This window comes from Geomonas terrae (genome assembly GCF_004791675.1).
Lineage (GTDB): Bacteria > Desulfobacterota > Desulfuromonadia > Geobacterales > Geobacteraceae > Geomonas > Geomonas edaphica.
The window spans coordinates 119,386-145,173 of sequence record NZ_SRSC01000002.1 but is presented as its reverse complement, the minus strand read 5'-3'; the positions used below and the strand labels follow the sequence as shown (position 1 = coordinate 145,173).

Sequence of the window (25,788 nt, the reverse complement as noted above, 5' to 3'; positions counted from 1 at the left end):
CACTTACGATGGTTCAGTCGGCAGCAGACTTCAGACAGTTGAAAGGGGTCGGCGAGATCCTCGGCAAACGGCTGTACGATGCAGGTTATGACAGCTTCGCCAAGATCGCCCAGGCCGGAGAGGAAGGGCTGCGCAAGGTGCGCGGCATCAATACGCGCCACATCCAGTCCATATTGCAACAGGCGACAGAGCTGGCCGGGATGGCTGAAGAGCATCAAAATGCCTCGGCACAGCAGATGCTCGCGCGCGTGAGCGAGGTGCGCGAGAAGGTGGAAAACCTGGCACAGACCACGCGCGACAGGTTTGCCGAGCAGATGTCGGAGAAATGCGGCAGAAAGCTCGGCTCGGACCTGGAGCGAATCGAAAACGCGCTGGCGCAGATGCAGGACGTAGGGAAGAAGCGCTCAAAGCGCCTTGCAAAGGCGCTTCAAAAGGCCGGCAAGAAGGTGACGGGCCTGGAAGAGGCAAGCCTCAAGAAAGTGCGCAAGGGTTTCAAGAAAGCGAGAAAGGTTGTGCTGAGGGCTCTCGCCTAGCGATCCCCCCTCCCCTCCTACCGCAGTCCAAGGAGCAGCAGTTGAAACAGACCAGGCTCGCCGCAATAGACATCGGCACCAACTCCATCCGCAGCATCGTCATAGAGACCTCGGGAAACGGCAAGTACAGGATCCTGGACGACGAGAAGGTCCTGGCACGCCTGGGCGAAGGACTGCACCAGACCGGGGCCATCGCGCCCGCGGCGTGGGAGCGCGCCATCGAGGCCCTCACCCGCCAGAAAAAAATCATCGACGGTTACAAGGTGAGCGCCATCGATGCGGTCGCCACCAGCGCCGTGCGCAAGGCGTCCAATGGTGCCGAACTGGTGCGGGCGATAAAGAAAAGCACCGGTCTCGAGATCGAGGTGGTCAGCGGCGAAGAGGAAGCGGAACTTGCCGCTCTCTCGGCCCAGCACAACTTCGAGCTTGAGGGGGTGCGGCACCTGATCTTCGACATCGGCGGCGGCAGCCTGGAGCTCATATCCGCCCTCGGCACGCATACCGAGGAGATGCTCTCCCTTGAGCTTGGTGCCGTATTCCTCACCGAGAGCTTTTTAAAAAGCGACCCGGTACTGGGCACGGAGCACCAGAAACTGCGCAAGCACATCCGCAAGTCGCTGAAAACAGCCTACACCGGCGAGCGGACGGGGATGCAATGCCTCGTCGGCTCCGGGGGCACCGTCACCGCGATCGCCGCCATGGTCGCGGCAGCGCGTAAGGAGAAGTTCGACTCGCTGCACGGCTACGAGCTGCTGCGCTCGGAAATCGTTCATCTGCTGGCCATGCTCGCCAGAAAGAGCGACAAGGAGAGACGCGCCGTCCCGGGGCTCAACCCGGAGCGCTCCGACATCATCGTCGCGGGAGTGACCGTTGTGGACGAGCTGATGGACTTCTTCCAGGTGAACCACCTGAAGGTGAACGAGCGCGGCATCCGCGAAGGGCTCATCCTGCGCGGACTGCGCAGACGGAACCTCCTGCCCGAAAAAAAACTGCGCTCCTGGCGCGACAGCGCGCTCGAATTCGCCCACTCCTGCCACATCGACGAAGGACACGCCGAGCATGTGGCGCGGCTCTCCTTGCAGCTCTTCAAGGCCCTTGCCCCACGCTACGGCTGGGGGCCGAAGGAGATGCGGCTATTAGATGCCGCCGCCATCATGCACGACGTCGGCTACTTCATAAGCTATTCAAGCCACCACAAGCACTCCTACCACTTGATCCGCCACGCCGACCTCTTCGGCTTCACGCCGCGCGAGCGCGAGCTGATGGCCAATATCGCGCGGTACCACCGCAAATCGGTCCCGAAGAAGAAGCACGAGGAGTTCACCCGGTTATCCCCGGACGACCAGCTGCTGGTAGCCCGCCTGGGCGGGATCCTGCGCCTGTGCGACGGCCTCGACCGCCGCCGCAACGCCGTGGTGCATGGAGTCGACTGCGCCCTCACCCAGGACACCTTGGAACTCACCCTGAACGGTGAGGAAGAGATGTCCGTCGAGCTTTACGGCGCCAAGGCGAAGAGCGATCTGCTGCAGGAAGCCTGCAAGGTGAGGCTCGTGCTGCATTGCGGAGTTTCCGAGTCGCAATGATCTTTCGGCTGCCGGTCCGTCATTTCTGAGATTTACACCATGCCATGCCTTGTCATATAGTCGGTCGGCATGCCCGAGATTCTGCGGCCAGAGCCATTCTCATCCCCCGCAAGCGACAAGGACCCTCATGATCTGCCCGAAATGCGCCCATGCACAGCCCGACGGTACCGAGGTATGTCTGCGCTGCGGTGTCATCTTTGCCAAGGTGCGTGTCGACCACTCAGCTTCCCAGTCCCCGCCGACCTCCATCCATGAAGGGACGATCGAAGAGACACCAGGGGGCATGGATACCCTTCAGCTTGCGGGTAGGCTTGTGATCTGGGCGATACTACTTGTGTGGGGCGGCAAGTTCATTTTCATGCCGATCAGTGGCGAAGATTTTTCACGCTCGTACATGCACCTTGTAAACCTCCCCTTCCACGAAGCCGGGCACGTCATCTTTGCTCCGTTCGGGCGCTTCATCCAGGTGCTGGGTGGGACACTAGGCCAATGGCTCATGCCTGCGGTGGTAACCGCTTCCTTTCTGCGAAGGAAGGATCACTTCGCCGCTACGGTAGGTGTTTGGTGGCTCGGCCAGAGTTTCATGGACATAGCGCCGTACATGGACGACGCTAGGGCTGGGCAATTGATGCTGCTCGGCGGAGTAACGGGGAGCGAAGTCGAAGACTACCATGACTGGGAAATTATCCTGACACGGTTGGGGCTCCTTCAATACGACCATGTCATCGCGCGGATCTCTTTCTTCTGCGGTACGCTCTTCATGATCGGCGGGCTCGCCTGGGGAGCCGGCATCCTGTACCGGCAGATTCAGTCGAGGCGCCGCCCGATTTAGCGGACTCGGCCCCGCCCCTAAGCTCAAATAAACACGAAAGCCGGAAGGTCGCTGAATGACCCATCCGGCTTTAGTTTTAGGTGGCAGAACTCTTCGCCAGCTTCATGCAAGGGAGCGTACTGTGAGACTGCTACGCACCCTTACAGCAGGAAGAAGGCGGCGATGATGATGACGAGCCCGCTGGTTATTCTCACCGGTGTAGATGCGAACAACAGGCGCACGCGGCTATAAAGCATCGGCAGCAGATCCAGAACGAAATGCAGAACCACCAGCAGTAAGACAATCGATAGTATGAACTCGTGGCCATAGCTTAAGTATCCCATTGGCCACCTCCTTCTCTTGGCGGAAACGGTGTCTGGCCCGCCCCCGTTTCGGGGTCCGCCGTCTGTTGTCAAACATGTAGCATAGACGATGCCATGGCAGCATGGGAGTGCAGGTTTATTCACTGCGTTGAAAAGGTCGTAAATACGGCCATCAAGGCCCCGCGCCAGTTCATCGGCAGCGACCTTTACAGTCAACTGAGTAAAGTGTAAAACATTTCGACACTTTTTTTGAACAGAAGTGTCGATAAATTGAACAGATGCCCCGCTATATGCCCGCCTTCCTACGTGCGGTGACGGACTCGCCGCCGATCCCCCAGTTATCCGTATCCACCTCCTCGATGACGACGACCGTTGTAGCCGGGTTCTTGCCGAGGGTATCCACCAGCAACTGCGTTACCCCCTTGATAAGCGTCGCCTTCTGTTCCGCAGTGGCACCGTCTTTGGTGATCTTGATGTTGACGAATGGCATGTCCCCCCCCCTTTTCTCACGAAATCCCCCCAGCAGCGGGGAAGCGCCACTCTACCACACAATGCACCTGAGCACACCCCAAAGTTGGTCCTTCAAAACTCAGGCGGAAAGCCGTAGTCACTGAATGACCTGTATGATATCGCCACCTTCGAAGCTCAGTGTCCCCACCCTGCCGGTGACATGCACGGGCACCTTCCCGCCGACAGATAGCAGCCTTCAGCATGTGATCTTCCGAGGCAACGAGAAAGGAGACATCTTCTACGATGACAAGGACAGGAGAGCCTTTCTCGACCGGCTCTCTTCGATGCTGCTCAAGACCATTCGGCAAAATCGATAGTCATCCGCCAATTTAGCGGGGAAATCGACAGTTACAGGATCAAATCAACAAAGAGAGGGGGTAAACCGTCATATCAGAGCGCAAATCGACGAAGTAGCACTACAATAGTCAAATTGGATGACCAAAACGACAAATTAAGGGGTCAAAGTGACGAATTAGAAGGGTTAAATTGCAAATTAGAGGGGTAAATCTTCAAATTAGAGAGGTAAAAGTGCAAATTAGAGGGCAAAGTGACAAATTAAGGAGTCAAAGTGACAGATTGGCGAAGCTACGCGCTCGAACGGGACAAAGGGGTCTGCCTCCGCGCCGCAACGTTGGGAGTCGGTGAACGGTTATTTAAAGCATAAGGGGAAGAAGGGCCGGAGCCGTTCTTCCCCTTCATTTTTGAGAGTTCCCCCCTCCCCTGCCCTCCCCCTCCGGGGGAGGGAGCGCTTGAAGGGGCGGGTGTGAAATGCGATTGGCTAAGCGAAGCTTGAGAAGGCGTCCTGCTCGGCGCCGGTGAACATGCGGTCGAGCTGCAACATGAGGAGCAGCTGCTCGCCGTGCTTGATGACGCCGCAGATAAAGTCCTGGTCTACGCCGCCGGCGGCGATGCTCGGCGGGGGCTGTATCTCGCCGCTAGATATCCTGATCACTTCGGATACCCCGTCGACGATGAACCCCATGAGCTTGCCGTCGATGTCCATGACCATGATGCGCGTGTGCTGGTCGTCCTCGGTGCTGTTCATGCCGAACCTGCTCCTGAGCGACACGATAGGTATCACCTTGCCGCGCAGGTTGATGATCCCTTCCACGCTCGGAGGGGTATTGGGGATATGGGTGATGGGGGTCATCCTGATGATCTCGCGTACCTTGAGCACCTCGACGGCGTACTCCTCCGCCCCGAGATTGAAGCTCACCAGCTGGATCAGCTCGCTGCTGGACTCACCCTTTTTAACCGGTAAATTTGCCGTAGACATCGCTTCCTCCGCAGTTGCCATGAATGTGTCGACCACTCTTCCACTACTTTGTCAGACGTATCGGCACCTCTGCGCTTATCTTAAGGAAAAGTTATCGTAATCCTGCGCAGATACCGTTTACCGCTTCGGCTGCACCGGCCGCAGGTGCCATATCCCCTCGTTGTACTCCGAGATGGTCCGGTCCGTGGAGAACTTCCCGCTGCGTGCACTGTTGATGATGCTCATCCTGGTCCAGGCCTCGCGTGCACGGTACTTCTCTGCGGCCTTGCGCTGCGCCTTCACGTAGCTGCGGAAGTCTGCGGCTACCATCCAGGGATCAGCCGGGCTCATGATGGCGGCGATGATCGGGTCGAAGATCCCCTTTTCGAACATGTTGAAGCGTCCGCTGGCGAGAAGCTGCATGACCCGCTCCAGGTCGGGATAGGAGGCGACGATGCCAGCCGGGTTGTAGCTTTTGCGCAGCCCCTCCACCTCTTCGGCGGTGAGCCCGAAGACGAAGAAGTTGTCGTCCCCCACCTCCTCGCGGATCTCGATGTTGGCGCCGTCCAGGGTGCCGATGGTGATGGCGCCGTTCATCATGAATTTCATGTTGCCCGTGCCGGATGCCTCCTTGCCGGCTGTGGAGATCTGCTCGGAGAGGTCGGTCCCGGGGCAGATCACCTCCATCGCGGTGACTCGGTAATTGGGTAAGAAGGCGACCTTCAAGCGGTCGCCCACCTCGGGGTCGTCGTTCACCACGCGCGCCACGTTGTTGATCAGCTTGATGATCAACTTTGCCATGTAATAGCCAGGGGCCGCCTTGCCGCCGATGAGCACGCAGCGGTTGGTCCAGTCGGCGGTGTCGCCGCGCTTGATACGGTCGTAGAGGTGTATCACATGCAGCACGTTAAGGAGCTGTCGCTTGTACTCGTGGATGCGCTTCACCTGGACGTCGAAGAGCCCTTCCGTGTTGAAGGCGACGCCGCACTGCTCACGCACGAGGGCAGCCAGCCGCTCCTTGTTCGCCTTCTTCACCGCGTGCCACGCAGCGCGGAATTCGGGATCATCGGCAAGGGGCGCGGCCCCGGATATCCTCGCGAGGTCGGCCACGAAGCCGTCCCCGATCCTGGAGGCAAGGAGCGTGGTGAGGCCCGGGTTGCAGCGCGCAAGCCAGCGGCGCGGCGTGACGCCATTGGTCTTGTTGTTGAACTTCTCGGGCCAAAGTTCATAGAAATCGCGGAAAAGCCCCTGCACCAGCAGTTCCGAGTGCAGCGCGGCGACGCCGTTCACCGAGAAGCTCCCGACGATGGCGAGGTAAGCCATGCGGACCTGCTGCACCTCCCCTTCCTCGATGATGGACATCCTGGCCAGACGCTCCCCGTCGCCGGGCCAGCGCGCCGCCACCTCGGCCAGGAAGCGCGCGTTGATCTCGAGGATGATATCGAGAAGCCGCGGCATGAGCTGCCTGAAAAGCGGTACCGACCACTTCTCCAGGGCCTCGGGGAGCAGGGTGTGGTTCGTGTAGGCCATGGTGCTCGTGGTGATGGCCCAGGCCTCGTCCCAGCCAAGCCCCTGTTCGTCCATGAGTAGCCGCATGAGTTCGGGCACGGCGCAGCTAGGATGGGTGTCGTTCAGTTGGAAGCAGTTGCGCTCGGCGAAGTGGTCGAACACCTTCCCCTGGCGGTAGATCCAACGCTCCATGACGTCCTGCAGGCTCGCCGAGGCGAGGAAGTACTGCTGCCTCAGGCGCAGGGCCTTGCCGTTTTCGCTCGCGTCGTTGGGGTAGAGCACCATGGTGATGTTCTCCGCCTCGTTTTTCATGGCGACCGATTCGGTGTAGCTTCCCGCGTTGAACTCGTCGAGGTCGAAGACATCGGTCGCCGCCGCCTTCCAGAGCCTCAGGGTGTTGACGGTGCCGTTTCGGTACCCGGGGATCGGGATGTCGTAGGGGACGGCGAGGACGTCATGCGTGTCGAGCCAGCAGTAGCTCTGCGTGCCGTCGTCGTTGCGCCGTATCTCACAGCGGCCGCCGAAGCGCACCCGCTGGGTGTACTCGGGGCGCTCCATCTCCCACGGGTTGCCGTCTCTAAGCCAGTGATCGGGCTCCTCGACCTGGCGGCCGTCCTTGATGTCCTGCCGGAACATGCCGTATTCATAGCGGATGCCGTAACCCATCACCGGCAGCTGCAGTGTTGCGCAACTGTCCAGGAAGCAGGCAGCGAGGCGCCCAAGGCCGCCGTTGCCGAGCCCCGCGTCCACCTCCTGTTCAGCCAGTTCCTCGAGATCCATCCCGAGTTGCTGCATGGCTTCGCCGGTCGGGCCGCAGATGCCGAGGTTCAAAAGGGCGTTTCCCATGGCGCGCCCCATCAGGAACTCGAGGGAGAGGTAATAACCTGTTTTGCAGTCGGCGTTTATGTAGGCGTAGCGCGTGTTGTTCCAGCGCTCTATGAGGCGCTCACGGATGGTGTGGGCTATGGCCTGGTAACGGTAGCGCATACTGCTGCAGTACTTGTCACGCCCCAGGTGATGGCAGTAGTGGTGTATGAAATCATCCACGAGCCCCTGCTGGTCCATGGAAAGAGGGGAAAGGTCACAGAAATCTAGCGAAGAAAGCGCCTTGGATTTCTTCTGTTTCATGTCGGATACTCCTTTTGCTGAGAAAGCTGGTCCGAAAAAACCGGTCCGGCACGTGGTACTTCATTCGGTTGGAGATGGATAAACTTGAAGAAGGAAGGCAATCACCCCGGCTCAAAGAGCCTGGCGGCGACGCGCATCTGCTCGGGAGTGGCAAGCAGCAGTGCGATGTCGTCGGTTTGGAACTCCCAGATGGGGTCGGGATTGGCGGTGATCTGGTCTCCACGCTTGATGGCGACCACCGTGGCACCGGACTGGGTGCGCAGCAGCCCTCCCCTCAGGCTCTCCCCCTCGAGCGGGGCGTTCTTGCGCACCCGGAAGCTGCCGATCTCGGCTCCGGAGAGAAAGCCCGCAATCCCGACGGCGTGGCTGTGGCGCTTCGAGGCGCTGCGCAGCATATCGTAGCCGTCGCGCCTCACGTCCGCAATGCACTCCTCGATCACGTCCTGTGGGATCAGGAAACGCTTGAGTACGCGGGACAGTATCTCCACCGAGGTCTCGAACTCCTCCGGAATCACCTCGTTCGCCCCCAGTTTGAAGAGCGGCTCCATCTCGAGGAGGTAGCGCGTGCGCACGATGACGTGAATGGAAGGGTTCATCTGGCGGACGAGGGCAGCGATGCGCCGACTGGCGGCGGCGTCCGAGATGGCGATGACGACGATGCGGGCGTCCCCTATCGCGGCGTGCTCGAGGATCTCCGGCTTGGAGGCGTCGCCGAAGATGATCGATTCCCCCTGGTTGCGCAGGCTGCGCACCGTGAAGGGGTTTGTCTCGATGATGACGCGAGGTATCTCGAGGTTCTTCAGCACGCCCGCCAGGTTTTTCCCGTTCACGCCATAGCCTACGACGATGACGTGGTCCCGCAAGGCGACCTTGTCGCCGTTTTGCGCCAGGCTGCTCCGGCCGCGGGTCCAGTGGTGCGGTAATACCCCGATGAGAAAGTCCGCTACCGGCCCGGAGATCTTCAGGCAGAGCGGAGTCAGGGCCATGGTGGCGATCGACGCGCCCAGAAAGAGCTGGTAGGTCTCACGGGTAAGCAGTCCGTAGGAGAGCCCGCTTCTGGAAAGAACGAAGGAGAATTCACCGATCTGGGCGAGGGAAAGCCCGGCGATCACCGCGATGCGCATGGGAAGCCCGAGGGCGAAACCGACCGCCGTCGTGAGCACGGCCTTTATGAGGATGATCGAGACGACGAGGCCGATCAGGAGGAGCGGGAACTTCAACAGGATGACCGGCTTCAAGAGCATCCCCACCGAGATGAAAAAGAGGCTCATGAAGGCTTCGCGGAAGGGCATGATGTCGCTCAGCGCCTGGTGGCTGTACTCGGATTCGGAGATGGCGAGACCTGCGATGAAGGCACCCAGGGCGAGTGAGAGCCCGACCTGGGCGGTGAGCCAGGCCGTCCCCATGCCGATGAAGATGATGGAGAGGACGAAGAGCTCGCGGCTTCTCGTCTTCACCACCTGTTCGAAGAGCCACGGCACCACGAAGCGGGAGCCGTAGTGCGCGCCGAGGACGACGGCACCCGCCTTGGCAGAGACGACGGCGATGTCGGCGAGCCCCTCCCCACCTCCGGCCAGAAACGGGGTGAAGAGCATGAGCGGGACGATGCAGAGGTCCTGGAAGATGAGGATGCCAAGCGCGGCCTTGCCCTGCGGGGTGTCCATCTCCCCGGCGTCCATCATCAGTTTCATGACGATGGCGGTGGAGGAGAGCGCGACCAAAAACCCGAAGAAGATGGCCTGCGACAGGGGGAAATGGTCCAGGGACCCGATGACGGCGACCGCTACGATGGTGAGAACAAGCTGCAGCCCGCCGCCGATCAGCACCATGTGTCGGATGCGCATGAGCTCCTTAAGCGAGAACTCCATGCCGATGGTGAAAAGAAGGAGCACCACGCCGTACTCCGCCATCTGTTCGACCTGGTGCGTGTTCCTGATGAAGCCGAGGGCGTAGGGACCGGCGAGGAAACCGGTGATCAGAAAGCCGATGATGGAGGGGAGCCTGAGCTTGCGCAGCACGACCACGGTAAAGAGGGCAAGTCCGAAGAGGACGACGATATCGCGTAAAGCATGAAAATCCATGAAACCTCGCTGTTTTAAAAAGCAACCACTTGCCTATTGGGTTCCCCCCTTTGCGAAGGGGGGACAGGGGGGATCTTTTTTCTCGGCTGGTTCGGAGCGGCCGGTGTCCCGGCGTCTCAGGAACCACTTCGCCAGCTCGAGCACGGGGAAGATCGAGCCCGAGGCAAGAATAATGACGCCCCAGTCGCCCCGGGTCAAGGAGAAGGTGCCGAAGGGGCGGTGCAAAAACGGCAGATACACCACCAGGAGCAGTAGCGCGAACTCCCAGAGGATCGCCCCGTTCAGCCACCGGTTGGCGAAGGGACGACGGAAAACCGAGTGACGGTCCGAGCGGAAGTTGTAGGCCTTGAAAAACTGGATCAGCACCAGTGAGACGAAGGCCATGGTCATCGCCTCGCGGTCGGAGCACCCGGAGGCGCGCGCCCAGGCGAAAAGGAGCAGGTTGACGAGCGCCGACCAGATCCCGCCGACGAGGATCAGCGCCACCACCCCCCTCGTGAAGATGCCGCCGGAGGCGCGGCGCGGGGGGCGGCGCATGATATCCGCCTCGGCCGGGTCGACGGCGAGCGCCAGTGCAGGGAGGCCGTCGGTGGCGAGATTGACGTAAAGGATCTGCACCGCACTCAGGGGAAGTGGCAAGCCCGCCAGCATCGTACCGGCCATAAGGCCTATCTCCCCTATGTTCGATGAGAGGAGGTACATAAGGTACTTCCTGATGTTGTCGAATATGCCGCGCCCTTCCTCCACGGCGGCCACGATGGAGGCGAAGTTGTCGTCGGTAAGCGTCATGGCCGCGGCCTCCTTGCTCACCTCGGTCCCGGTGATCCCCATGGCGATGCCGATATCCGCCTTCTTGAGCGCAGGCGCGTCGTTCACCCCGTCGCCGGTCATGGCGACCACGTGTCCCCGCTTTTGCAGCGCGCTCACCACGCGGAGCTTGTGCTCCGGAGAGACCCGCGCGTAGACCCGGATCTCCTGCGCCTCGCGCTCGAGGAGGTCGTCGTCCATTGCGGACAGCTCGGCGCCGGTGACCACGCGGCCGTCCGCGATGAGCCCCAGTTCCCGCGCCACCGCTGCCGCGGTGACCGGGTGATCGCCGGTGATCATGACCGGGATGATGCCCGCCTCCCTGCAGGTGGCGATCGCTTCGCGTGCCTCGCTGCGCGGCGGGTCGATCATGCCGACAAGCCCCAAAAAGGTGAGGCCTTTTTCCGCGTCGCTTCGTCCCGTCACTTCCTTGCGCGCGACCGCCAGCACGCGGAGCGCACCTTCGGCCATGATGCGTGCCGCTTCCAGGTGCCGCCGGCGCGCCGCTTCGTCAAGAGGTCGTTCGCCGTCCTCGGCAAGCTCCGAGGCGCAGGCGGCGAGGACCACTTCCGGGGCGCCTTTCACGCAGGCGGTGAGTGCTGCTCCGTCCCGGTTCAGGGTGGTCATGCACTTTCGCTCGGAGGTGAAGGGTATCTCGTCGACGCGCGGATAACGCGCGTTGAGGGCGTCCCTCTCCAGGCCCGCCTTGGAGGCCGCCACCACCAGGGCGCCCTCGGTCGGGTCTCCCTGCACGCGGTAACGCCCGGTCTCCTCGTCCCTGGCAAGGCACGCGTCGCAGGCAAGGACCCCGACCCTCAATAGCTCGGCAAGTTCGGCCGAAGGGGGCACCACCCTCCCCTCGCGCAGGAACTCCCCCTCGGGAGCGTACCCTGAGCCGGTGAGATCGTACCAGGTACCTGCGGCGTAGCAGTTGCGCACCGTCATCTCGTCGCGGGTGAGCGTACCGGTCTTGTCGGAACAGATCACCGTGGTGCTCCCGAGCGTTTCCACGGCGGCAAGGCGGCGCATGAGCGCATGACGCCTCACCATGCGCTGTACGCCCAGGGCAAGTGAAATGGTGACCACAGCTGGAAGCGCCTCGGGAACGGCGGCGACGCCTAGCGCCACGCCGAAGAGAAGCATCGCAACGAGCGCCTCGCCGCGCCACAAACCGAGGATAACGATGGCCGCCACCACGGCAAGAGCGGCGCGCGCAAGCAGGTTCCCCACCCGGTCGAGGTTCTCCTGCAACGGCGTCCTGCCGGTCTCGATGCCGGTGAGCATCCGGGCGATGGAGCCGAACTCGGTCCCCATGGCAGTGGCGACAACGACGCCGCGTCCGCGCCCGTTGCTCACCACGGTCCCGGCGTAGGCCATGCACTTACGCTCGGCCAGCGCGGCGTCCGGGTCGACAAGTGGCGCGGCATCCTTCTCGACCGGCACCGATTCGCCGGTCAGCGCCGCCTCGTCGAGTTGGAGGTTCACCGCCTCGACAAGGCGCACGTCAGCGGCGACCCGGTCGCCGGGGCGGAGCATGAGCAGGTCGCCCGGCACAAGTTCGCGGGCAGGGGCGGTCACCAGCTTCCCTTCCCTTATGAGCACGGCATCGGGGGCCGCCATGAGGCGCAGCGCCTCCAGGGCACGCTCGGCGCGGTACTCCTGGATGAAACCGAGAAGGACGGCGAAGAGCACGATCACGGCGATCGCCGCGGCCTCCATGGCGTGGCCGAGGAAAGCGGACAACAGGGTGGAAACCAGCAGGATTAGGATGAGGACGTTCTTGAACTGCCGGATAAGGACGGACCACGGCGAGACCGAGCGGGGCGGCTCCAACTCGTTGGGGCCATAACGGACCAGGCGACGTGCAGCCTCGGCGGCCGCGAGCCCCTCGGGAGAGCTCTCGAGCAGAGATAGCACCTCCCCCGTTCCAAGGGTATGCCAGGAGGGATGTTGCGTGTCCCTTGCGGTTTCGCCCACAGCAACTCCTAGGTACGCCGTCCGACGGCGCTTAGTCATGCCGGCAGCGCCGGATCATCTCACCTCGCGTATCGCCTGCCCCGGACTCACGAAGGAGATCCCCTGCCCGGAAGTGGCACCGATCATGACGCATTCCACGATGGGGGCGTTGACGGCGCGGTCGGCCTGCCACCTGACGATGAAGTTAGCCCCGAAGCCGCCCGCGGTGTCCTTCTCCTCGATATGAACGTAGGTGGTGGCAAGCGGGGCGAGCGAGAGCGGTTTGTCCTTGTCCTGGTAGCGCCGGATCAGCTTCCCGCTCGTGTCGTAATATTCGATCGAGGTGATGCGGATCCAGGAGTTGGGATCGGTGTTCCTGACGCCAAGGGTTGCAGCCAACTGGAACGGCAGGCTGCGCGGGCCGGTGAAGACGTTGGAGTAAACCGGTACGTACACCGTCTGTCCCTTCGAGAGGCGGATCTCCTGGGTGGCGGAGTAACCGTGCCTTGGGAGTGCAAGAAGTGCAAACAGCAGTGCGGTGGCGATGAGACGCATGGGGACCCTCCGTTTAATAGCAGGTGGCATGGCCACGACAGGCTTTAAGAGCTGCGTTGCGACAACGCTCAGTCAATAGGATAGCAAAAAAATAGCACAGCCGCTGCCGCGACAGGATATTTTGCTGCACCGGTTACTAAAAACATCATCAGGGACAGGATATGGCACCCGCGTGATCTGGTTATACGGTCCAATACGTGGTATGATCCTGCGCTCAAACAGTAGGGTAACCAACCACATCAGGCGAATGCCATCGTGTGAAGCGGCAACCGGGATAAAATAGCGGACAAGCCCCGGTTCCATCGTGAGCCGCGGTTACATGCACAGGGGCACTGCGTGAAGGCAAATAGGGATTTTCCCTTGACAAAGCCGCCTTCGGCGAAAGATAGTGGTCGAATGTTTACAGGACCCTGCTCCCGGCTCTTACGCGAGGGCGCGACGGGAAGGAATCAGGCAGAAAGGCGCGGCAACAGGTGAAAAACATGTATAACGGCAAGGTGATCATTTGTGACGACGAGGTCGAGATCCTCAGGTATCTGAGCAAGATACTTTCGGCCAAGGGGCTTGAGCTGGAGGTGTTCAGTTCCGGCACTTCCCTGATGAGCGTCATGGAAAACCGCGGCATGGACGATGTCGACCTGATGCTCCTCGACGTGAAGATGCCGGACGTTGACGGTCTGGAGATCCTGCAGCGCGTGAAGAGGATGAAGCTCGAGGTGCCGGTCGTTATGATGACCGCCTACGCCTCGATCAACTCGGCCATCGAGGCGATGAAACTCGGCGCCTACGACTATGTGACCAAGCCCTTCCCCAAGGAGAAGATCTTCGGCATCCTGGAAAAGGTGTTGGAGCGCAGGGAGCTTCTCAAGGAAAACTCGGCGCTCAAGGACGAGCTCGGCATACCGTCGGGCGCCACCCCGCTTATCTTCGCTTCGGAGACCTTCCGCCGCGTGCACGACATGGCGATGCTCGTGGCGCAGAGCGAGTCGAACGTGGTGATCCTGGGGGAATCCGGCACCGGCAAGGAACTCATCGCGAGCCTCATCCACAACAACAGCCCGCGCGCCAAGGAGCGCTTCCTCACCATAAACTGCGCGGCCCTTTCCGACACCCTGCTCGAGAGCCAGCTCTTCGGGCACGTGAAGGGTGCCTTCACCGGCGCCATCAACGCCCAGAAAGGCCTGCTTGAAGCCGCCAACCACGGCACCCTCTTCCTCGACGAGGTAGGCGACATGAGCCCGGCCATCCAGGCGAAGCTTCTGCGCGTGCTTCAGGAAGGTGATTTCATACCGGTTGGGGACACCAAGGCGAGGAGCGTGGACATAAGGTTCGTCGCCGCGACGAACAAGGACCTCGAGGAGGAGGTGCGTGAAAAGCGCTTCCGCGAGGATCTTTTCTTCCGCTTGAACGTCATCTCGCTCCACCTCCCCCCGCTGCGTGACCGGGGCGAGGACATCGAGCTTCTCGCGCGGCATTTCCTCACCAAGTACGCGGCGCGCATGAAGCGTGAGATCACCGACTTCACGCGCGAGGCGATGCAGCTGCTCAAGTCGTACAACTGGCCGGGCAACATCCGCGAGCTGGAAAACGCCATCGAGCGCGCCGCCATCCTCACCCGCGGCAACACCATCACCGCCGAGACCCTGCCGGTCTGGCGCACGGCACAGGTGCCCGAACCGAAGCAAAACGGCGGCAAGAGGCTCGTTTCACTGGAAACCATCGAGCGCGAGCACATCCTGCACGTGCTGAAGGCCTCCGGCAATAACAAAAGCCGCGCCGCGAAGATCCTCGAGATCGCCAGGCGTACCCTGGACCGCAAGATAGAAGAATACGGCCTTGAGGACGAGGGGATCCGCTGATGCTGGGACGCTTCCCGATCCGGGCGAAGCTCACCGTAGGCTCCGTCGCCCCGCTCTTCGTCGCCTTTTTCATCTGCTCCCTGGCCGGGCTCTACATAATCAACGACAAGATCGCAAGCCAGGCCCAGGAGAAGGTCCGGACCGACCTGAACTCCGCCCGCGAGATCTACCGCAACGAACTGGAGCGGATCCGCGAGCTCATGGATCTGACCGCCACCAACCCCTACAACTCATCCTCCATCGTCGCCGGCGAGGAAAGCATCCGGCAGCTGCTGCGCAACCGCCTGCAGAACAAGCACCTGGATATCCTGACCGCGGTGGACGCAACCGGCAAGGTACTCTACCGCGCCCATTCTCCGCAACTGCGCGGCGACCGGCAGTCCACCTACTTCGTGGAGCAGGCGCTCAAAGGGGTCGCCGTCACGGGCACCTCGGTGCTCACCCCGGAACAGCTCTCCCAGGAGGGTATCACCCTCGTTAACCGCGCCACCATCCCACTCATCAGCACGCCGCACGCACGCCCGCGCACCGACAAGAGCGAGCGCTCCGGGATGGTCATGGTCTCAGCCTTTCCCCTTAAAAACCGCGACGGGAAGGTGATCGGGGCGCTTTACGGCGGCATCCTTTTGAACAACAACAACGCCCTCGTCGACAAGATCAAGGATATCGTCTACGAGGGGGTCAAGTTCCGGGGGACCGACGTCGGGAGCGCCACCATCTTCCTGGGCGACGCCCGCATCGCCACCAACGTGCGCACCACCGACGGAGCCCGGGCCATCGGCACGCGGGTGTCGCAGGAGGTGTACCAGCGCGTCATCGTCGAGAAGAAGAAGTGGATCCGGCGCGCCTTCGTCGTTAACGACTGGTACTTCACCGCCTACGAGCCGATCCTCGACCTGCAAGGGAAGGCGGTCGGCTCGCTCTACGTGGGTATGCTGGAAAAGCCGTACACCCACATGCAAAAGAGCGTGAACTCGATCCTCTACCTGGTGCTCTTCCTCACCTCGCTGATCGGCATCGCGGTATCGGGCTTCATCGGCACCCTGCTCGCCCGCCCCATCAAGGAGCTGGAAAAACTCGCGCACCGGGTCGCCCGGGGGGAGCGCAACCTGCAGATCGAGGTGCACTCAACCGACGAGGTGGGCGACCTCGCCGAGGCCTTCAACCTGATGACCCGAGCCCTCGGGCGCCAGGAGGCCGAGATCGGGCTCCTGCACCGCGCCCTCGAGCTCAAGATTGAGGAGCGTACCGCGCAGCTGTCGGACAAGACGCGGCTTCTTGCCCAGACGCAGGCCGACCTCGCCCGCGCCGAGAAGCTCGCCGACCTCGGCATCGTCGCCGCCGGCGTCGCCCACGAGATCAACACGCCGCTTGCCATCATCCGGGGGAACACCGAAGTCCTCGAGATGTGCCTCCCAGCCGAGCACCCGAACCACGAAGAGGTCGAGATCATCAGCCAGCAGACCGAGCGGATGGCGAAGATCGTCGGGAACCTGCTCACCTTTGCACGCCAAAAATCGCTCAACCAGCGCCAGTTCATGGTGCACGAGGTGCTGGACGACATCGTTGCCCAGATCAGGCACCAGGTCCCGATGGACGCCATCTCGGTCAAGTGGGAGTACGATCTGAACCTAGGTCCGGTGACGGGCGACACGGACCAGTTGCGCCAGGTCTTCAGCAACATCATACTGAACGCGGTGCAGGCGATGCTCCCGGCCGGCGGCACGTTGAGGCTCACCACCCGCCCTCACGGTCCCGGCAACGGCTGCATCATCCAGATATGCGACACCGGCAAGGGGATCGACGCAGAGCACCTGGAAAAGATCTTCACCCCCTTCTTCACCACCAAGGACAGCGGTACCGGGCTCGGTCTCTCGGTCTCCTACGGCATCGTCAAGGACCACGGCGGCGACATCAGGGTCTCGAGCACGCCCGGCATGGGGACCTGTTTCGAGATCGAGCTCCCCGGGGTGGACCCGATGGAACAGCACGAAGGATAGCGACGACCGCCTCGGCGGCATGAGGGCAGGCTGCGAACTACCACGAAAAGGAGCAATCAGATGCACATCGAATGGACCAGCGACCTCGCCATCGGCGTGGACGAAATCGACAATCAGCACAAGGAGATCTTCAGAAGGTTCGACAGCCTTTTCGCCGCCTGTGGCGAGGGGAGGGGCAAGGAGGAAGTGCTCAAACTGCTGCTTTTTCTCGACGATTACGTGAAGGAGCATTTCTCCGCCGAGGAGCACCTGCAGATGCGCAGCGGCTACCCGGATTACCCCGCGCATAAGGCGGCGCACCATCAGTTCGTGGCTGACGTGGAGAAGCTGACCAGGGAGTTCCGCGACGAGGGGGCGACCCTGCCGCTCGTGATCCAGACCAACAAGACCCTCTCCTCCTGGCTCATCCAGCACATAAAGAGGGTCGACACCGCCTTCGCGGGTTACCTGCGCGAGCAGAAAAAGATATAGGTGCCGGTGGCAGCACCGCTCGTTCGAACCGAGCCGGCGTCACGACACCCTTCCGCCCCATCTGGAAAAAAGGTCCTCCCTTTATCAAGGGGGGACCTTTTTTCGTCGTTGCCTTCGCAGGGAAAGCAGCCTGGCTGTGAAACGGTCAGGGGGCCTGCGGCTTTCTCGCTTCGGAGGGCTGACCTTCCTTGCGCGCGCCGTCCTTGCCCTGGCGGAAGGACTTCCGGTGCCGGGAACGGCGGCTCCGCTCACCGGCAGGCTTCGCCTGCTGGGGCTGCTGCGCTCCGCCCTTCTCCTTCTCCCTTTCCTTGTCCTTTTGGGGTTGCCCCTTTGGCTGCTGCTCCTTCTGCTGCTCGGGGCGGTTCGGTGATTTAAGCCGCGCGATCAGGTCACGGGCCCAGTCGACGTCGCCGTCGCAGCATTCCTTGGCGACATACTGCACGTCGTCGGGTGTGGCCTTCATGGTCTTGATTTTGAAAAGCCGCTCGATCAGGTCGCGGGACCAGTAGTACTCCCTGATGTATTTCTTGCCGTCGATTTCGTCGTAGCTGTACTCGGTGCAGGGAATAACGCTCTTCAGCCACTGCGGCGTCACCTTGAGACGGGCCGCGGCGGCCTCCTTCTCGTGGTGGTCGTGCTCGACCTTCTTGCGGACGATGACGCCACCTTCCGCATTCTCCTCGACCACGGGCGTTTCTTGGGCCAGATGCGCAAGGTAACGGGTGAGGTCCTCCAGCGCGGCTTCGGAAAGGCTGGAAACCTGGGTGTCTGCGCGGTAAATGACGCCCGGACGGTCCACCCTGAAATCCACGGTAGCCTCGCTGTCCCCCTCCTGTACGCCTATGCTCACCTCGAGATCGAACCTGCCGTCGGAAAGCTGTTCGGCAAGGTCCCCCTCTGCGGCATCGAGGATGATACCGGTCAGGCACTCCTTGAGAGGACCGTCGGTGGCCCGGAAATAGGCGTGGCCGTGCAGGTTGTTGAGCTGGTTCGTTACGCTTTGCAGATACTGTGATGTCATGGTGAAATTCCGTCCTGCCGTCCTTGTATTTCGTATCGGCCCGGGCTTTGGGCGCCCTGCCGCGTGCAGCGTCTCTACCCTAACATAAGCCGGCGCATCTCGCAAAAAAAATGGGAGCCGGAGGCTCCCATACACGATGAAAAAACAAACATTAACCAGTCAGTACACGCGGCCACACACAGCCGCTACATTGAAACTCCTGCGATCTCCATTCAAAACAATAGCATCAAAGACATTGCATTTAAAAGAACATTACATACAACACATCACATCATAACATCGCAACACATAACACAACAATCATCAGCACAAGATACAAAGCATTGCATTACAGGTCATCAAATTACAGGACATAACATTAAATCGCATCTACAGACATAACAGAACAAAACATTCATAGCAGAACACTAAAAGCATTACATCAGTACACTAAAAGCATTACATCAGTACATTAGGCGGCCAGAGCCTGGAACAGTTGCGCGGGGAGGAAGGGTTTACGCAGCAGCATGTTCCCTTCGGTGCGAAGCTCCTGCGGCGGCGTCTCGTACTTGGAATAACCGCCGGTGCAGAAAACGATCCTTGAGCTTCCCCCCATCGCGCGAATGACTCGGGCCGCTTCGACACCGGTCATCACCGGCATATCGATGTCCATGATGGTGATGTCGGGGCTGTGCTGGCGGTACTTTTCCACCGCCTCCACGCCGTTGGCGGCCTCAGCCACCACGTCGTACCCCTCTCGCTCCATCATGAAACGCAGCATCAGCCTGATGTCTTCGACATCATCAACTATCAGGACCCTTCTTTTCATTTCACCCCTCATAACAACTGCATAAAACGAAAACCCTGACCGATGCACGGCATTTGACAAAGTTATTTGCCGAAAACGTGCCCAAATTGTGCAACATTCGAACATTCTGCGACTGGGACGCCATCTTCGAGGGGGCGTACGCGAGACCGCGTATACCAAATGTCGGGAATCCTTAGGAGATTCGTGATATGGAGACCTGGCTATGATTCTCTGCACACATGATGACGCGTTAAAAATACCGTTTCAGGACGCGTTTACACCCAAAGCGCACTGCGTCTTTTCACGGTGAAATCACCAAGGCTGTGTGAAATGACGTATAGCAGTGGCAAATGGCGCGGCAAAGGAGGTGCGGGGATATGACGGAAGCGGTGAGCGCCGGCAAGCTATTTTTCTACGCGGCGTAAATCTGCTACGATGGTCTTGGAGGTATCGCACCGCATAAGAAGGAGGAAAAAACGATGGTGAAATTCTACGATGCCAAAACAGAAGCGGACCTCTCGCGGGTCGAGACGGTACTGAAACAGGCGGGGATCGAGTATAGCGTAAGCAGCCTGTCCGAGCCTGCCGTATCCGGAGAGATCGAGGTTGCGGAGGAGGACCTTCCCAAGGCGGAAGAGCTCCTCCTCAAGAACAGGTAATACGGAACGGAAGGATCACCCAAGCGGTCGATCGGAGTGGGCATCGGCGCTGAATGCCATGACCTTCTCCACCCTGATCTCCAGCCTCCATTGCACCTGCGGCAAGCCGGGAGGCTCGAGATCGGGGATGTAGCCGTCCAAAACGGCGGTATCCGCACTCCTCTCCACCACCCCCACGAACTGGAAGCCGTTCCCCGTGTCGGGATCGGCCACCACCACAGCTACGTGCCGGTTGTCCTGCAGGTTGCGCATCGTGGTGGGGCAAAACCAGGCCTCGAACACCAGCCGGTTCGGCTCGAAAAGCGCCACTCCCCTCCCCGCCGCAAGGTGCGGGTTGCCTCCCGCATCGGAAGTCGCAACGAAAGCATGCCCTACCCTCTCGGCCAAGTCCTTGACCGCCTGAGTGATCATGTTGACGTACCTCCTCTTGCCGATACGGATCAGCCGTCTATGCCAGCGCAGGCGTATCGGCCACCTGCGCGAGGGGTGGTGATGCCGTCCCCCCTGGTTCTCAGTCCCCGCGTGCATCATCATGGGTTTCGATCGCATCGTGGATGCCCCCTTCCGGAACAATCCTTTGCCGCCCCCTTGATTTAACCGCGCGTCAGCGTTACGTTCTTGTAGCACCGGGTGATAAATAGTCAAGTTTGGGGGCGCCTTAGTGGATGACGGGATGCAGCGGGATCATGAAGAGGGGGGCGGCGAGCCCTCCCCTTTGGAGATGACGGCGCAAGAAGGATCTGCCATACTGTCCGGCATGATTGGGGACGGGGATCAGGACAAGGAGCTTGGCGACGGCTGGCGCATCGTGCCGGTATGGCGGGTGGAGGAAAGGGGAAGGAGGCTCACCCTGCGCCAGGCGCGGCTGTGGGCGCTCGTTTTGGAGTCACGCTTCATCGAGTGCCGCGTGGAGCCCGGCCAGAAGGGATGGCAGGTCTGGGTGCCGCCCGAGAGCTACGACACGGCGTGCCGCGAACTGAACCTCTACGCGCAGGAGAACCGCAACTGGCCCCCCTTCATGCCTCCGGTCCACCCGATGAAGGAGAACACCCTCCCCACCCTGTCGGTGCTGATCCTCCTGGCCACCTTCCACAACCTGACCAGCCTGGACCTGAAGGTCATGGGGCACTACCCGGTCGACTGGCTCGAGATCGGCAACGCCCATGCCGGGCTTATCCTGCATGGTGAGTGGTGGCGCCTCGTCACGGCCCTCACCCTGCACGCCGATGCGCTGCATCTCATCAGCAACCTCGCCATCGGCGGCGTTTTCATCCTCTACCTCTGCCGCGACTTGGGCTCGGGCCTTGCCTGGACCCTCATCCTCGCCTCGGGCATCTGCGGCAATCTCGCCAACGCCTGGTTCCAACTGCCAAGCCACACCTCGGTCGGCGCCTCGACGGCGGTCTTCGGGGCCGTCGGGATCCTCGGCGCCATCAGCATGGTGCGTTACCGGCACCACCTGCGCAGGCGCTGGCCGCTTCCCATCGCCGCGGCGCTCTCGCTCCTGGTGCTTCTGGGCACGGAGGGGGAGCGGACCGACCTCGGGGCGCACCTCTTCGGATTCGCGTTCGGAACGCTCGCCGGGCTCCTTGCGGAGATGCTCGTGGGATGGCTAGGGAGGCCGAAACGGCTGGTCAACGCTCTCCTTGCGCTCACCAGCGCCTCGGTGGTCGTCTGGGCGTGGCGACTGGCCATCCTGCACTCAGGGCAATAATGCCTCAGTCACCCCGGCCATGCCCTCGCCCATGCCCCCTACCAGGCCCATGCCCCTTGCCGCGCCCGTGTTCCTGCTTCCACTGCCCGTAGGGGATGTGGTGCTCTCTTGCGTAAGCCTGCCGGTAGTCCCCGGGCACGCGGTACACGGCGCGCGGTACGGCAGCGCGACGCACAACGTGCCACGGTCCGCCGTAATCGCTCGAGCGATACCACCTTTCACCTCGCGGCGACCACCAGTACCCTCCATAGAAGAAGATGTCGACATCGAAGCCGGGGGCGAAGTAGACGCCGGTTCCCGGGACCATCACCATGGCGGAGGGAGGCCCCACTATTACCGGCGGACCGATGTTGATGCTCAGGCTTACCTCGGCCGCGGCGTTGCCGGCAATCATCCCGAAAAGCAGTACGGCAGAGAGAAGACTATTTACAAAGGTTCTCTTCATAACTCCTCCTCAACAGGCTCGGCTTATTCCGTTTTCTCGCGCCAGGACCTCACCTTCCCCACACGACGGGGCGACATCCGCCCGCTTACCGCAGGAGGAGAACTAGTCGCGCCGACTACAGACCGCGAAGCACAGTCATACAAGGCGCCGGGTCTGGATGCCGAGACTGCACCCATTATATCTCCGCGACATATTACTGTCAGTAGTTACGACATCACTCACATAAAGGGATCGGTTTCGAAAACGGCAAGAACCTGGCACGGCAAAATGTCACGCTGCAAAGTGAGATGTGAGAATCAGTGAGAAAGGTGGGTGCCGGATGCCATGCATTTAAGCGGTCGGGCGCAAGGTCGGGGCCGAGGGGGGACAACGGGTGGAACGGTACGCGGTAGGAGAGACACGAAACGCGCCAGGTGCGAAGAGCCGACGACCGGGAGCGACAGCACCGGACGCACCGGTGCTGCCACTCCACAAGGTTGCGACATCTAACGTTTCATCAGTCCGAGCTTGGAGAGGACGTTGAAGAGCCCTTCCTTGGAGACCGGCTTGACCAGGTAGGCGGCCGATTGCGCGTTGCAGAATGACTCCATGGCGTCGTTGGAGGAGTTGAGCGCGGTGAGCATGACTATGTTCACCCTCTTGGCCGGCTTTTGCTCCTTCTCGATGTGCCTGATGGCCTTTGCGGCGTCATGGCCGCTCATGCCGGGCATCATGATGTCCATGATCACCAGGTCGAAAGGTTCGCCGGAGGCAAGGGCGGCTTTGTACTTCTCGAGCGCCTCCTGGCCGCTGCTCGCCTGGTGGCAATCCGCGGTCGCACTGAGTAAGGTGGCGACAAAGTCACGGCAAAAAGACTCGTCATCTACTATCAAGCACTTCATAGCTTCCCCCAGGTGTCTGTTGTGATGTTCGATGACGCCGGGGGAGCCCGCAGCCAATAGCCGCGCCCCTGCGCTTTTAACCGTATCGGTTCATTGGAATGAGACTTTAGCGGCTTTATGAAGCCGTGAGACTATTGGATCGCTGGAAGGGAAGCGTTGCTGGAGGGGGGTGCCGCACGGGGCACCATGGTGAGGTATGAGGCGGGGGCAGGCGCAAGGCCCGCCCCCGCAGCGGTCTCAGATCAAGAGGCGCACCGGGTTCTCCAGCACCTCCTTCAGGGCCTTCAGAAATTCCGCGGCATATGCGCCGTCCGCAACGCGATGGTCGGCCGAGAGGGTCACCTTCATCACCTTGGCGCTCGTCAGCACCCCGGAGCGCACCACGGGTGCGTCGAGCACCGCGCCGACGGCGAGTACGCCCGCCTGGGCGGGATGGATGATGGCGCTGAAACAGTCCACGCCGAACATGCCGAGGTTGGATACGGAGAAGGTACCGCCGTTCATCTCCTGTTCGGTCAGGGCACCAGAGCGGGCACGTTTAACGAGCCGCTCCGACTCCTGGGCGATCTCCAGCAGGGTTAATGCATGGCACCGGTGCACCACGGGCATGAGCACACCCTCCGGCACACCTACCGCTACGCTCACGTTGACCTCGCCATGATACGAGATGCCGTCCGGCGTGTAACGTGCGTTCAACTGCGGGTATTGCACCAGGGCGAGGGCCACCCCCTTTACGATGACGTCGTTCACCGTGACGCGCATACCGCCCTGTTTCAACTGGCGCCTTATAGCCTCCGCTTCGTCCATGAGGATATCCATGGTGACGCTGAAGTGCGGGATGTGCTCCCACGAATCGGCGACCGTCTTCGCCACGGCGGCCCGCAGCCGGGACATGGTCCGCACCTCCTCGACGAGACGCGGCCCGGCGGCCGGCGCCAGTTCCTTGCGCGGCTGCTCTGGAGCCGCAGCGCCTTCGGACCCGGCGGTCCCCTCGAGGTCCTGCAAAAGGATGCGCCCGTCGGGTCCGCTGCCGCGCACCTGGGCGAGATCCATCCCAAGCTCGCGGGCACGCCTGCGCACCACGGGAGCCGCGCGTTCACGCCCTGCCGCCGATGGGGTGAACTCGGGGGCCTCTTTGCCGGGGGCAGGAGCCCTCGTGTGGATGTATTCCGTCGGCCCCGCGGCCGCTTTTCCCGGCTGTTCCTGATCGGTACCAGGGACGGGGGGCGCGGCCGGAGCCTGCTTCTCCCCTTCCATGGGGAAGAGGTCGGCCTCTTTGGCTTCCTTCGCCCCGGCGGGGGGAGGCGCGGCCTGGGATGACTCGTCTCCTTTCTCCTGCGCCACCCGTTCCTTCTCCGGTTCCGGTACCTTTTCCGGTTCCGGTACCTTTTCAGGCTCCGGCACCTTTTCAGGCTCCGGTTCGGGCGCCTGCCCGGCGGTCGGCGTCTCTTTTCCTGGGGCCTGGGCCTGCGGTGCGGGCGCCCCCTTCTCCTCGGGCTTGCCTACGACGGCGATCACCGTCCCCACCTGGACCAGGTCCCCCGGCTGCGCCTTTAGCTCCAGGATCACCCCCGACGCGTAGGCCTCGAGCTCCATGTTCGCCTTGTCGGTCTCAACCTCCGCGATCACCTCGCCGCGGCGCACCTCATCCCCTACCCGCTTTTTCCAGGAGACGAGCCTCCCTTCGGTCATGGTATCGGAGAGCTTCGGCATCACGATATCGTTCATGGCGGCACCTCAGTACGGTTCGTTCAGAAGATCACGTACGCCCTGCACGATCCCGTCGAGCTGCGGGATGCACAGCTTCTCGATCTTGCGTGAGTACGGCATGGGGACGTCGAGCCCGGAGATGCGGCGCACCGGGGCGAGCAGCGTATCGAAGCACCCCTCGTAGATGCGCGAGGCGATATCCCCGCCAAGCCCCGCGCTTTTCCAGCATTCCTCGATCACAACGGCGCGGCCGGTCTTCGTCACCGACGCGAGGACGGTCTCCATGTCGAGCGGCACCAGGGTGCGCAGGTCGATCACCTCGCAGGACACCCCTTCCTTTTCCAGCGCGAGTGCTGCCTGCAGCGCCAGGATCGCCATGCGGCCGTAGCCGACGACGGTTACCTGCTCACCGTTTTTGAGGACGTTCGCCTTCCCGAAGGGGACCAGGAACTCGGGGTCCTCCGGGACTTCGCCCTTGCTGTTGTATAGAAGCTCGTGCTCGAGGAAGATGACCGGGTTGTCGTCCCTGATCGAACTTTTCAAGAGCCCTTTCGCGTCGGCAGGTGTCGCCGGGTAGGCGACCAGCATTCCGGGGCAGTGCATGAAGTAGCTCTCGAGACTCTGCGAGTGCTGTGCGCCGAGCTGGCTCCCGCCGCCCCCCGGCATGCGCACCACCATGGGGACCCTTGTCTGTCCGCCGAACATGTAGCGCACCTTCGCCATGTGGTTCACGATCTGATCCATGGCGAGCAGGGCGAAGTTGACCGTCATCAGCTCGGCCACCGGTCGAATCCCCCCCATGGCCGCTCCGACGGCGACGCCTACGATGGTGTTCTCGGAGATCGGGCAGTCGCGCACGCGCAGTTCGCCGAACTCGGCCAACAGTCCGCGGGTCACCTTGAAGGCCCCCTCGTACTGTGCCACGTCCTCGCCGTAAACCACGACGTTCTTGTCGCGCCGCATCTCCTCTTTAAGCGCCAGGTTGATGGCGTCACGGTAGGTCATCTCAGCCATACACCCTCTCCATTGATGCAGTTGTTGGTCTTTCGAGTGCACACAAGGTTCCAATCTTAACAAAGGAGGCTTGGAAAACAACGTGACAGCGACATTAAAGAAATAATGCCGCCGTCATGAAGGGCACTGAGCAAATACCTTGCAACGATTGGCCATTTACGGTACGGTCACAGGCC

22 protein-coding genes are annotated in these 25,788 nt (G+C 61.5%); 8 read left to right on the top strand and 14 right to left on the bottom strand.

Going from position 1 to position 25,788, the window contains the following annotated elements; all coding sequences use genetic code 11:
- Nucleotides 1-8 precede the first annotated feature (8 nt).
- The 3 genes from E4633_RS07940 to E4633_RS07930 all read left to right on the top strand — a co-directional run bounded on the left by E4633_RS07940 (nt 9) and on the right by E4633_RS07930 (nt 2,948).
- Nucleotides 9-533, top strand: a complete 525-nt coding sequence (locus E4633_RS07940; protein WP_135869722.1) for a helix-hairpin-helix domain-containing protein — start codon at nt 9-11, stop codon at nt 531-533.
- Between the two features lie 41 nt (nt 534-574).
- The gene (locus tag E4633_RS07935) at nt 575-2,116 is read left to right on the top strand and encodes a Ppx/GppA phosphatase family protein (protein WP_135869721.1); all 1,542 of its coding nucleotides are present in this window, start codon (nt 575-577) and stop codon (nt 2,114-2,116) included.
- A 127-nt stretch (nt 2,117-2,243) separates the two neighbouring features.
- The gene (locus E4633_RS07930) at nt 2,244-2,948 is read left to right on the top strand and encodes a zinc ribbon domain-containing protein (protein ID WP_135869720.1); all 705 of its coding nucleotides are present in this window, start codon (nt 2,244-2,246) and stop codon (nt 2,946-2,948) included.
- 140 nt (nt 2,949-3,088) lie between these two features.
- Here E4633_RS07930 and E4633_RS07925 read toward each other — a convergent pair whose 3' ends face one another.
- The 7 genes from E4633_RS07925 to E4633_RS07890 all read right to left on the bottom strand — a co-directional run bounded on the left by E4633_RS07925 (nt 3,089) and on the right by E4633_RS07890 (nt 13,051).
- Entirely contained in the window at nt 3,089-3,271 is a 183-nt protein-coding gene (locus tag E4633_RS07925) for a hypothetical protein (protein WP_135869719.1), read from the bottom strand.
- Between the two features lie 265 nt (nt 3,272-3,536).
- The gene (locus E4633_RS07920; protein WP_129126198.1) at nt 3,537-3,740 is read right to left on the bottom strand and encodes a 2-hydroxymuconate tautomerase family protein; all 204 of its coding nucleotides are present in this window, start codon (nt 3,738-3,740) and stop codon (nt 3,537-3,539) included.
- A gap of 798 nt (nt 3,741-4,538) precedes the next feature.
- Nucleotides 4,539-5,036: a chemotaxis protein CheW gene (locus tag E4633_RS07910; protein WP_135869717.1), complete on the bottom strand. Its 498-nt coding sequence runs from the start codon at nt 5,034-5,036 to the stop codon at nt 4,539-4,541.
- A 117-nt stretch (nt 5,037-5,153) separates the two neighbouring features.
- Complete coding sequence (locus E4633_RS07905) at nt 5,154-7,652, bottom strand: glycogen/starch/alpha-glucan phosphorylase (protein ID WP_135869716.1); 2,499 nt, start codon at nt 7,650-7,652, stop codon at nt 5,154-5,156.
- 101 nt (nt 7,653-7,753) lie between these two features.
- The gene (locus tag E4633_RS07900; protein ID WP_135869715.1) at nt 7,754-9,733 is read right to left on the bottom strand and encodes a monovalent cation:proton antiporter family protein; all 1,980 of its coding nucleotides are present in this window, start codon (nt 9,731-9,733) and stop codon (nt 7,754-7,756) included.
- A 33-nt stretch (nt 9,734-9,766) separates the two neighbouring features.
- Nucleotides 9,767-12,517: a cation-translocating P-type ATPase gene (locus E4633_RS07895; RefSeq protein ID WP_246037976.1), complete on the bottom strand. Its 2,751-nt coding sequence runs from the start codon at nt 12,515-12,517 to the stop codon at nt 9,767-9,769.
- Between the two features lie 54 nt (nt 12,518-12,571).
- The gene (locus E4633_RS07890) at nt 12,572-13,051 is read right to left on the bottom strand and encodes a DUF3124 domain-containing protein (RefSeq protein ID WP_135869713.1); all 480 of its coding nucleotides are present in this window, start codon (nt 13,049-13,051) and stop codon (nt 12,572-12,574) included.
- Between the two features lie 482 nt (nt 13,052-13,533).
- Here E4633_RS07890 and E4633_RS07885 point away from each other — a divergent pair, with 482 nt between their 5' ends.
- Genes E4633_RS07885 through E4633_RS07875 form a run of 3 tightly spaced genes read left to right on the top strand, consistent with a single transcriptional unit; the run spans nt 13,534 to nt 17,381 of the window.
- The gene (locus E4633_RS07885; protein ID WP_135869712.1) at nt 13,534-14,910 is read left to right on the top strand and encodes a sigma-54-dependent transcriptional regulator; all 1,377 of its coding nucleotides are present in this window, start codon (nt 13,534-13,536) and stop codon (nt 14,908-14,910) included.
- The gene (locus E4633_RS07880; protein WP_135869711.1) at nt 14,910-16,910 is read left to right on the top strand and encodes a cache domain-containing protein; all 2,001 of its coding nucleotides are present in this window, start codon (nt 14,910-14,912) and stop codon (nt 16,908-16,910) included. Before E4633_RS07885 ends, E4633_RS07880 begins: the two co-directional genes overlap by 1 nt.
- A gap of 60 nt (nt 16,911-16,970) precedes the next feature.
- Nucleotides 16,971-17,381 (top strand): bacteriohemerythrin, encoded by a 411-nt coding sequence (locus tag E4633_RS07875; RefSeq protein WP_135869710.1) that lies wholly within the window; start codon nt 16,971-16,973, stop codon nt 17,379-17,381.
- Nucleotides 17,382-17,526: 145 nt separating this feature from the next.
- Here the strand turns inward: E4633_RS07875 and E4633_RS07870 are convergent, their stop codons facing one another.
- Nucleotides 17,527-18,402: a hypothetical protein gene (locus tag E4633_RS07870; RefSeq protein WP_135869709.1), complete on the bottom strand. Its 876-nt coding sequence runs from the start codon at nt 18,400-18,402 to the stop codon at nt 17,527-17,529.
- 451 nt (nt 18,403-18,853) lie between these two features.
- Complete coding sequence (locus tag E4633_RS07865) at nt 18,854-19,210, bottom strand: response regulator (protein WP_135869708.1); 357 nt, start codon at nt 19,208-19,210, stop codon at nt 18,854-18,856.
- A 458-nt stretch (nt 19,211-19,668) separates the two neighbouring features.
- Between E4633_RS07865 and E4633_RS07860 the strand changes: the two genes are divergently transcribed.
- Entirely contained in the window at nt 19,669-19,848 is a 180-nt protein-coding gene (locus tag E4633_RS07860; RefSeq protein ID WP_135869707.1) for a putative signal transducing protein, read from the top strand.
- Nucleotides 19,849-19,863: 15 nt separating this feature from the next.
- Here the strand turns inward: E4633_RS07860 and E4633_RS07855 are convergent, their stop codons facing one another.
- On the bottom strand, nt 19,864-20,397 hold the full coding sequence (locus tag E4633_RS07855) for a pyridoxamine 5'-phosphate oxidase family protein (protein WP_246037975.1): 534 nt from the start codon (nt 20,395-20,397) through the stop codon (nt 19,864-19,866).
- 124 nt (nt 20,398-20,521) lie between these two features.
- Between E4633_RS07855 and E4633_RS07850 the strand changes: the two genes are divergently transcribed.
- On the top strand, nt 20,522-21,562 hold the full coding sequence (locus E4633_RS07850) for a rhomboid family intramembrane serine protease (protein WP_135869706.1): 1,041 nt from the start codon (nt 20,522-20,524) through the stop codon (nt 21,560-21,562).
- A 4-nt stretch (nt 21,563-21,566) separates the two neighbouring features.
- Here the strand turns inward: E4633_RS07850 and E4633_RS07845 are convergent, their stop codons facing one another.
- The 4 genes from E4633_RS07845 to E4633_RS07830 all read right to left on the bottom strand — a co-directional run bounded on the left by E4633_RS07845 (nt 21,567) and on the right by E4633_RS07830 (nt 25,612).
- Entirely contained in the window at nt 21,567-22,007 is a 441-nt protein-coding gene (locus tag E4633_RS07845; protein WP_135869705.1) for a hypothetical protein, read from the bottom strand.
- Between the two features lie 485 nt (nt 22,008-22,492).
- Nucleotides 22,493-22,888, bottom strand: coding sequence for a response regulator (locus tag E4633_RS07840; protein ID WP_135869704.1), 396 nt, complete (start codon nt 22,886-22,888; stop codon nt 22,493-22,495).
- Between the two features lie 237 nt (nt 22,889-23,125).
- Entirely contained in the window at nt 23,126-24,616 is a 1,491-nt protein-coding gene (locus E4633_RS20875) for a dihydrolipoamide acetyltransferase family protein (RefSeq protein WP_135869703.1), read from the bottom strand.
- A 9-nt stretch (nt 24,617-24,625) separates the two neighbouring features.
- Nucleotides 24,626-25,612, bottom strand: a complete 987-nt coding sequence (locus E4633_RS07830; protein WP_135869702.1) for an alpha-ketoacid dehydrogenase subunit beta — start codon at nt 25,610-25,612, stop codon at nt 24,626-24,628.
- Between the last annotated feature and the right edge of the window lie 176 nt (nt 25,613-25,788).

Bases quoted from the DNA above. Each gene is read 5' to 3' on its own strand.
- E4633_RS07910 (WP_135869717.1), bottom strand. From the start codon at position 5,036: ATGTCTACGGCAAATTTACCGGTTAAAAAGGGTGAGTCCAGCAGCGAG.
- E4633_RS20875 (WP_135869703.1), bottom strand. From the start codon at position 24,616: ATGAACGATATCGTGATGCCGAAGCTCTCCGATACCATGACCGAAGGG.
- E4633_RS07920 (WP_129126198.1), bottom strand. From the start codon at position 3,740: ATGCCATTCGTCAACATCAAGATCACCAAAGACGGTGCCACTGCGGAA.
- E4633_RS07905 (WP_135869716.1), bottom strand. From the start codon at position 7,652: ATGAAACAGAAGAAATCCAAGGCGCTTTCTTCGCTAGATTTCTGTGAC.
- E4633_RS07900 (WP_135869715.1), bottom strand. From the start codon at position 9,733: ATGGATTTTCATGCTTTACGCGATATCGTCGTCCTCTTCGGACTTGCC.
- E4633_RS07925 (WP_135869719.1), bottom strand. From the start codon at position 3,271: ATGGGATACTTAAGCTATGGCCACGAGTTCATACTATCGATTGTCTTA.
- E4633_RS07875 (WP_135869710.1), top strand. From the start codon at position 16,971: ATGCACATCGAATGGACCAGCGACCTCGCCATCGGCGTGGACGAAATC.
- E4633_RS07855 (WP_246037975.1), bottom strand. From the start codon at position 20,397: ATGCGATCGAAACCCATGATGATGCACGCGGGGACTGAGAACCAGGGG.
- E4633_RS07840 (WP_135869704.1), bottom strand. From the start codon at position 22,888: ATGAAGTGCTTGATAGTAGATGACGAGTCTTTTTGCCGTGACTTTGTC.
- E4633_RS07930 (WP_135869720.1), top strand. From the start codon at position 2,244: ATGATCTGCCCGAAATGCGCCCATGCACAGCCCGACGGTACCGAGGTA.
- E4633_RS07845 (WP_135869705.1), bottom strand. From the start codon at position 22,007: ATGAAGAGAACCTTTGTAAATAGTCTTCTCTCTGCCGTACTGCTTTTC.
- E4633_RS07885 (WP_135869712.1), top strand. From the start codon at position 13,534: ATGTATAACGGCAAGGTGATCATTTGTGACGACGAGGTCGAGATCCTC.
- E4633_RS07865 (WP_135869708.1), bottom strand. From the start codon at position 19,210: ATGAAAAGAAGGGTCCTGATAGTTGATGATGTCGAAGACATCAGGCTG.
- E4633_RS07880 (WP_135869711.1), top strand. From the start codon at position 14,910: ATGCTGGGACGCTTCCCGATCCGGGCGAAGCTCACCGTAGGCTCCGTC.
- E4633_RS07850 (WP_135869706.1), top strand. From the start codon at position 20,522: ATGCAGCGGGATCATGAAGAGGGGGGCGGCGAGCCCTCCCCTTTGGAG.
- E4633_RS07830 (WP_135869702.1), bottom strand. From the start codon at position 25,612: ATGGCTGAGATGACCTACCGTGACGCCATCAACCTGGCGCTTAAAGAG.
- E4633_RS07940 (WP_135869722.1), top strand. From the start codon at position 9: ATGGTTCAGTCGGCAGCAGACTTCAGACAGTTGAAAGGGGTCGGCGAG.
- E4633_RS07860 (WP_135869707.1), top strand. From the start codon at position 19,669: ATGGTGAAATTCTACGATGCCAAAACAGAAGCGGACCTCTCGCGGGTC.
- E4633_RS07890 (WP_135869713.1), bottom strand. From the start codon at position 13,051: ATGCGTCTCATCGCCACCGCACTGCTGTTTGCACTTCTTGCACTCCCA.
- E4633_RS07870 (WP_135869709.1), bottom strand. From the start codon at position 18,402: ATGACATCACAGTATCTGCAAAGCGTAACGAACCAGCTCAACAACCTG.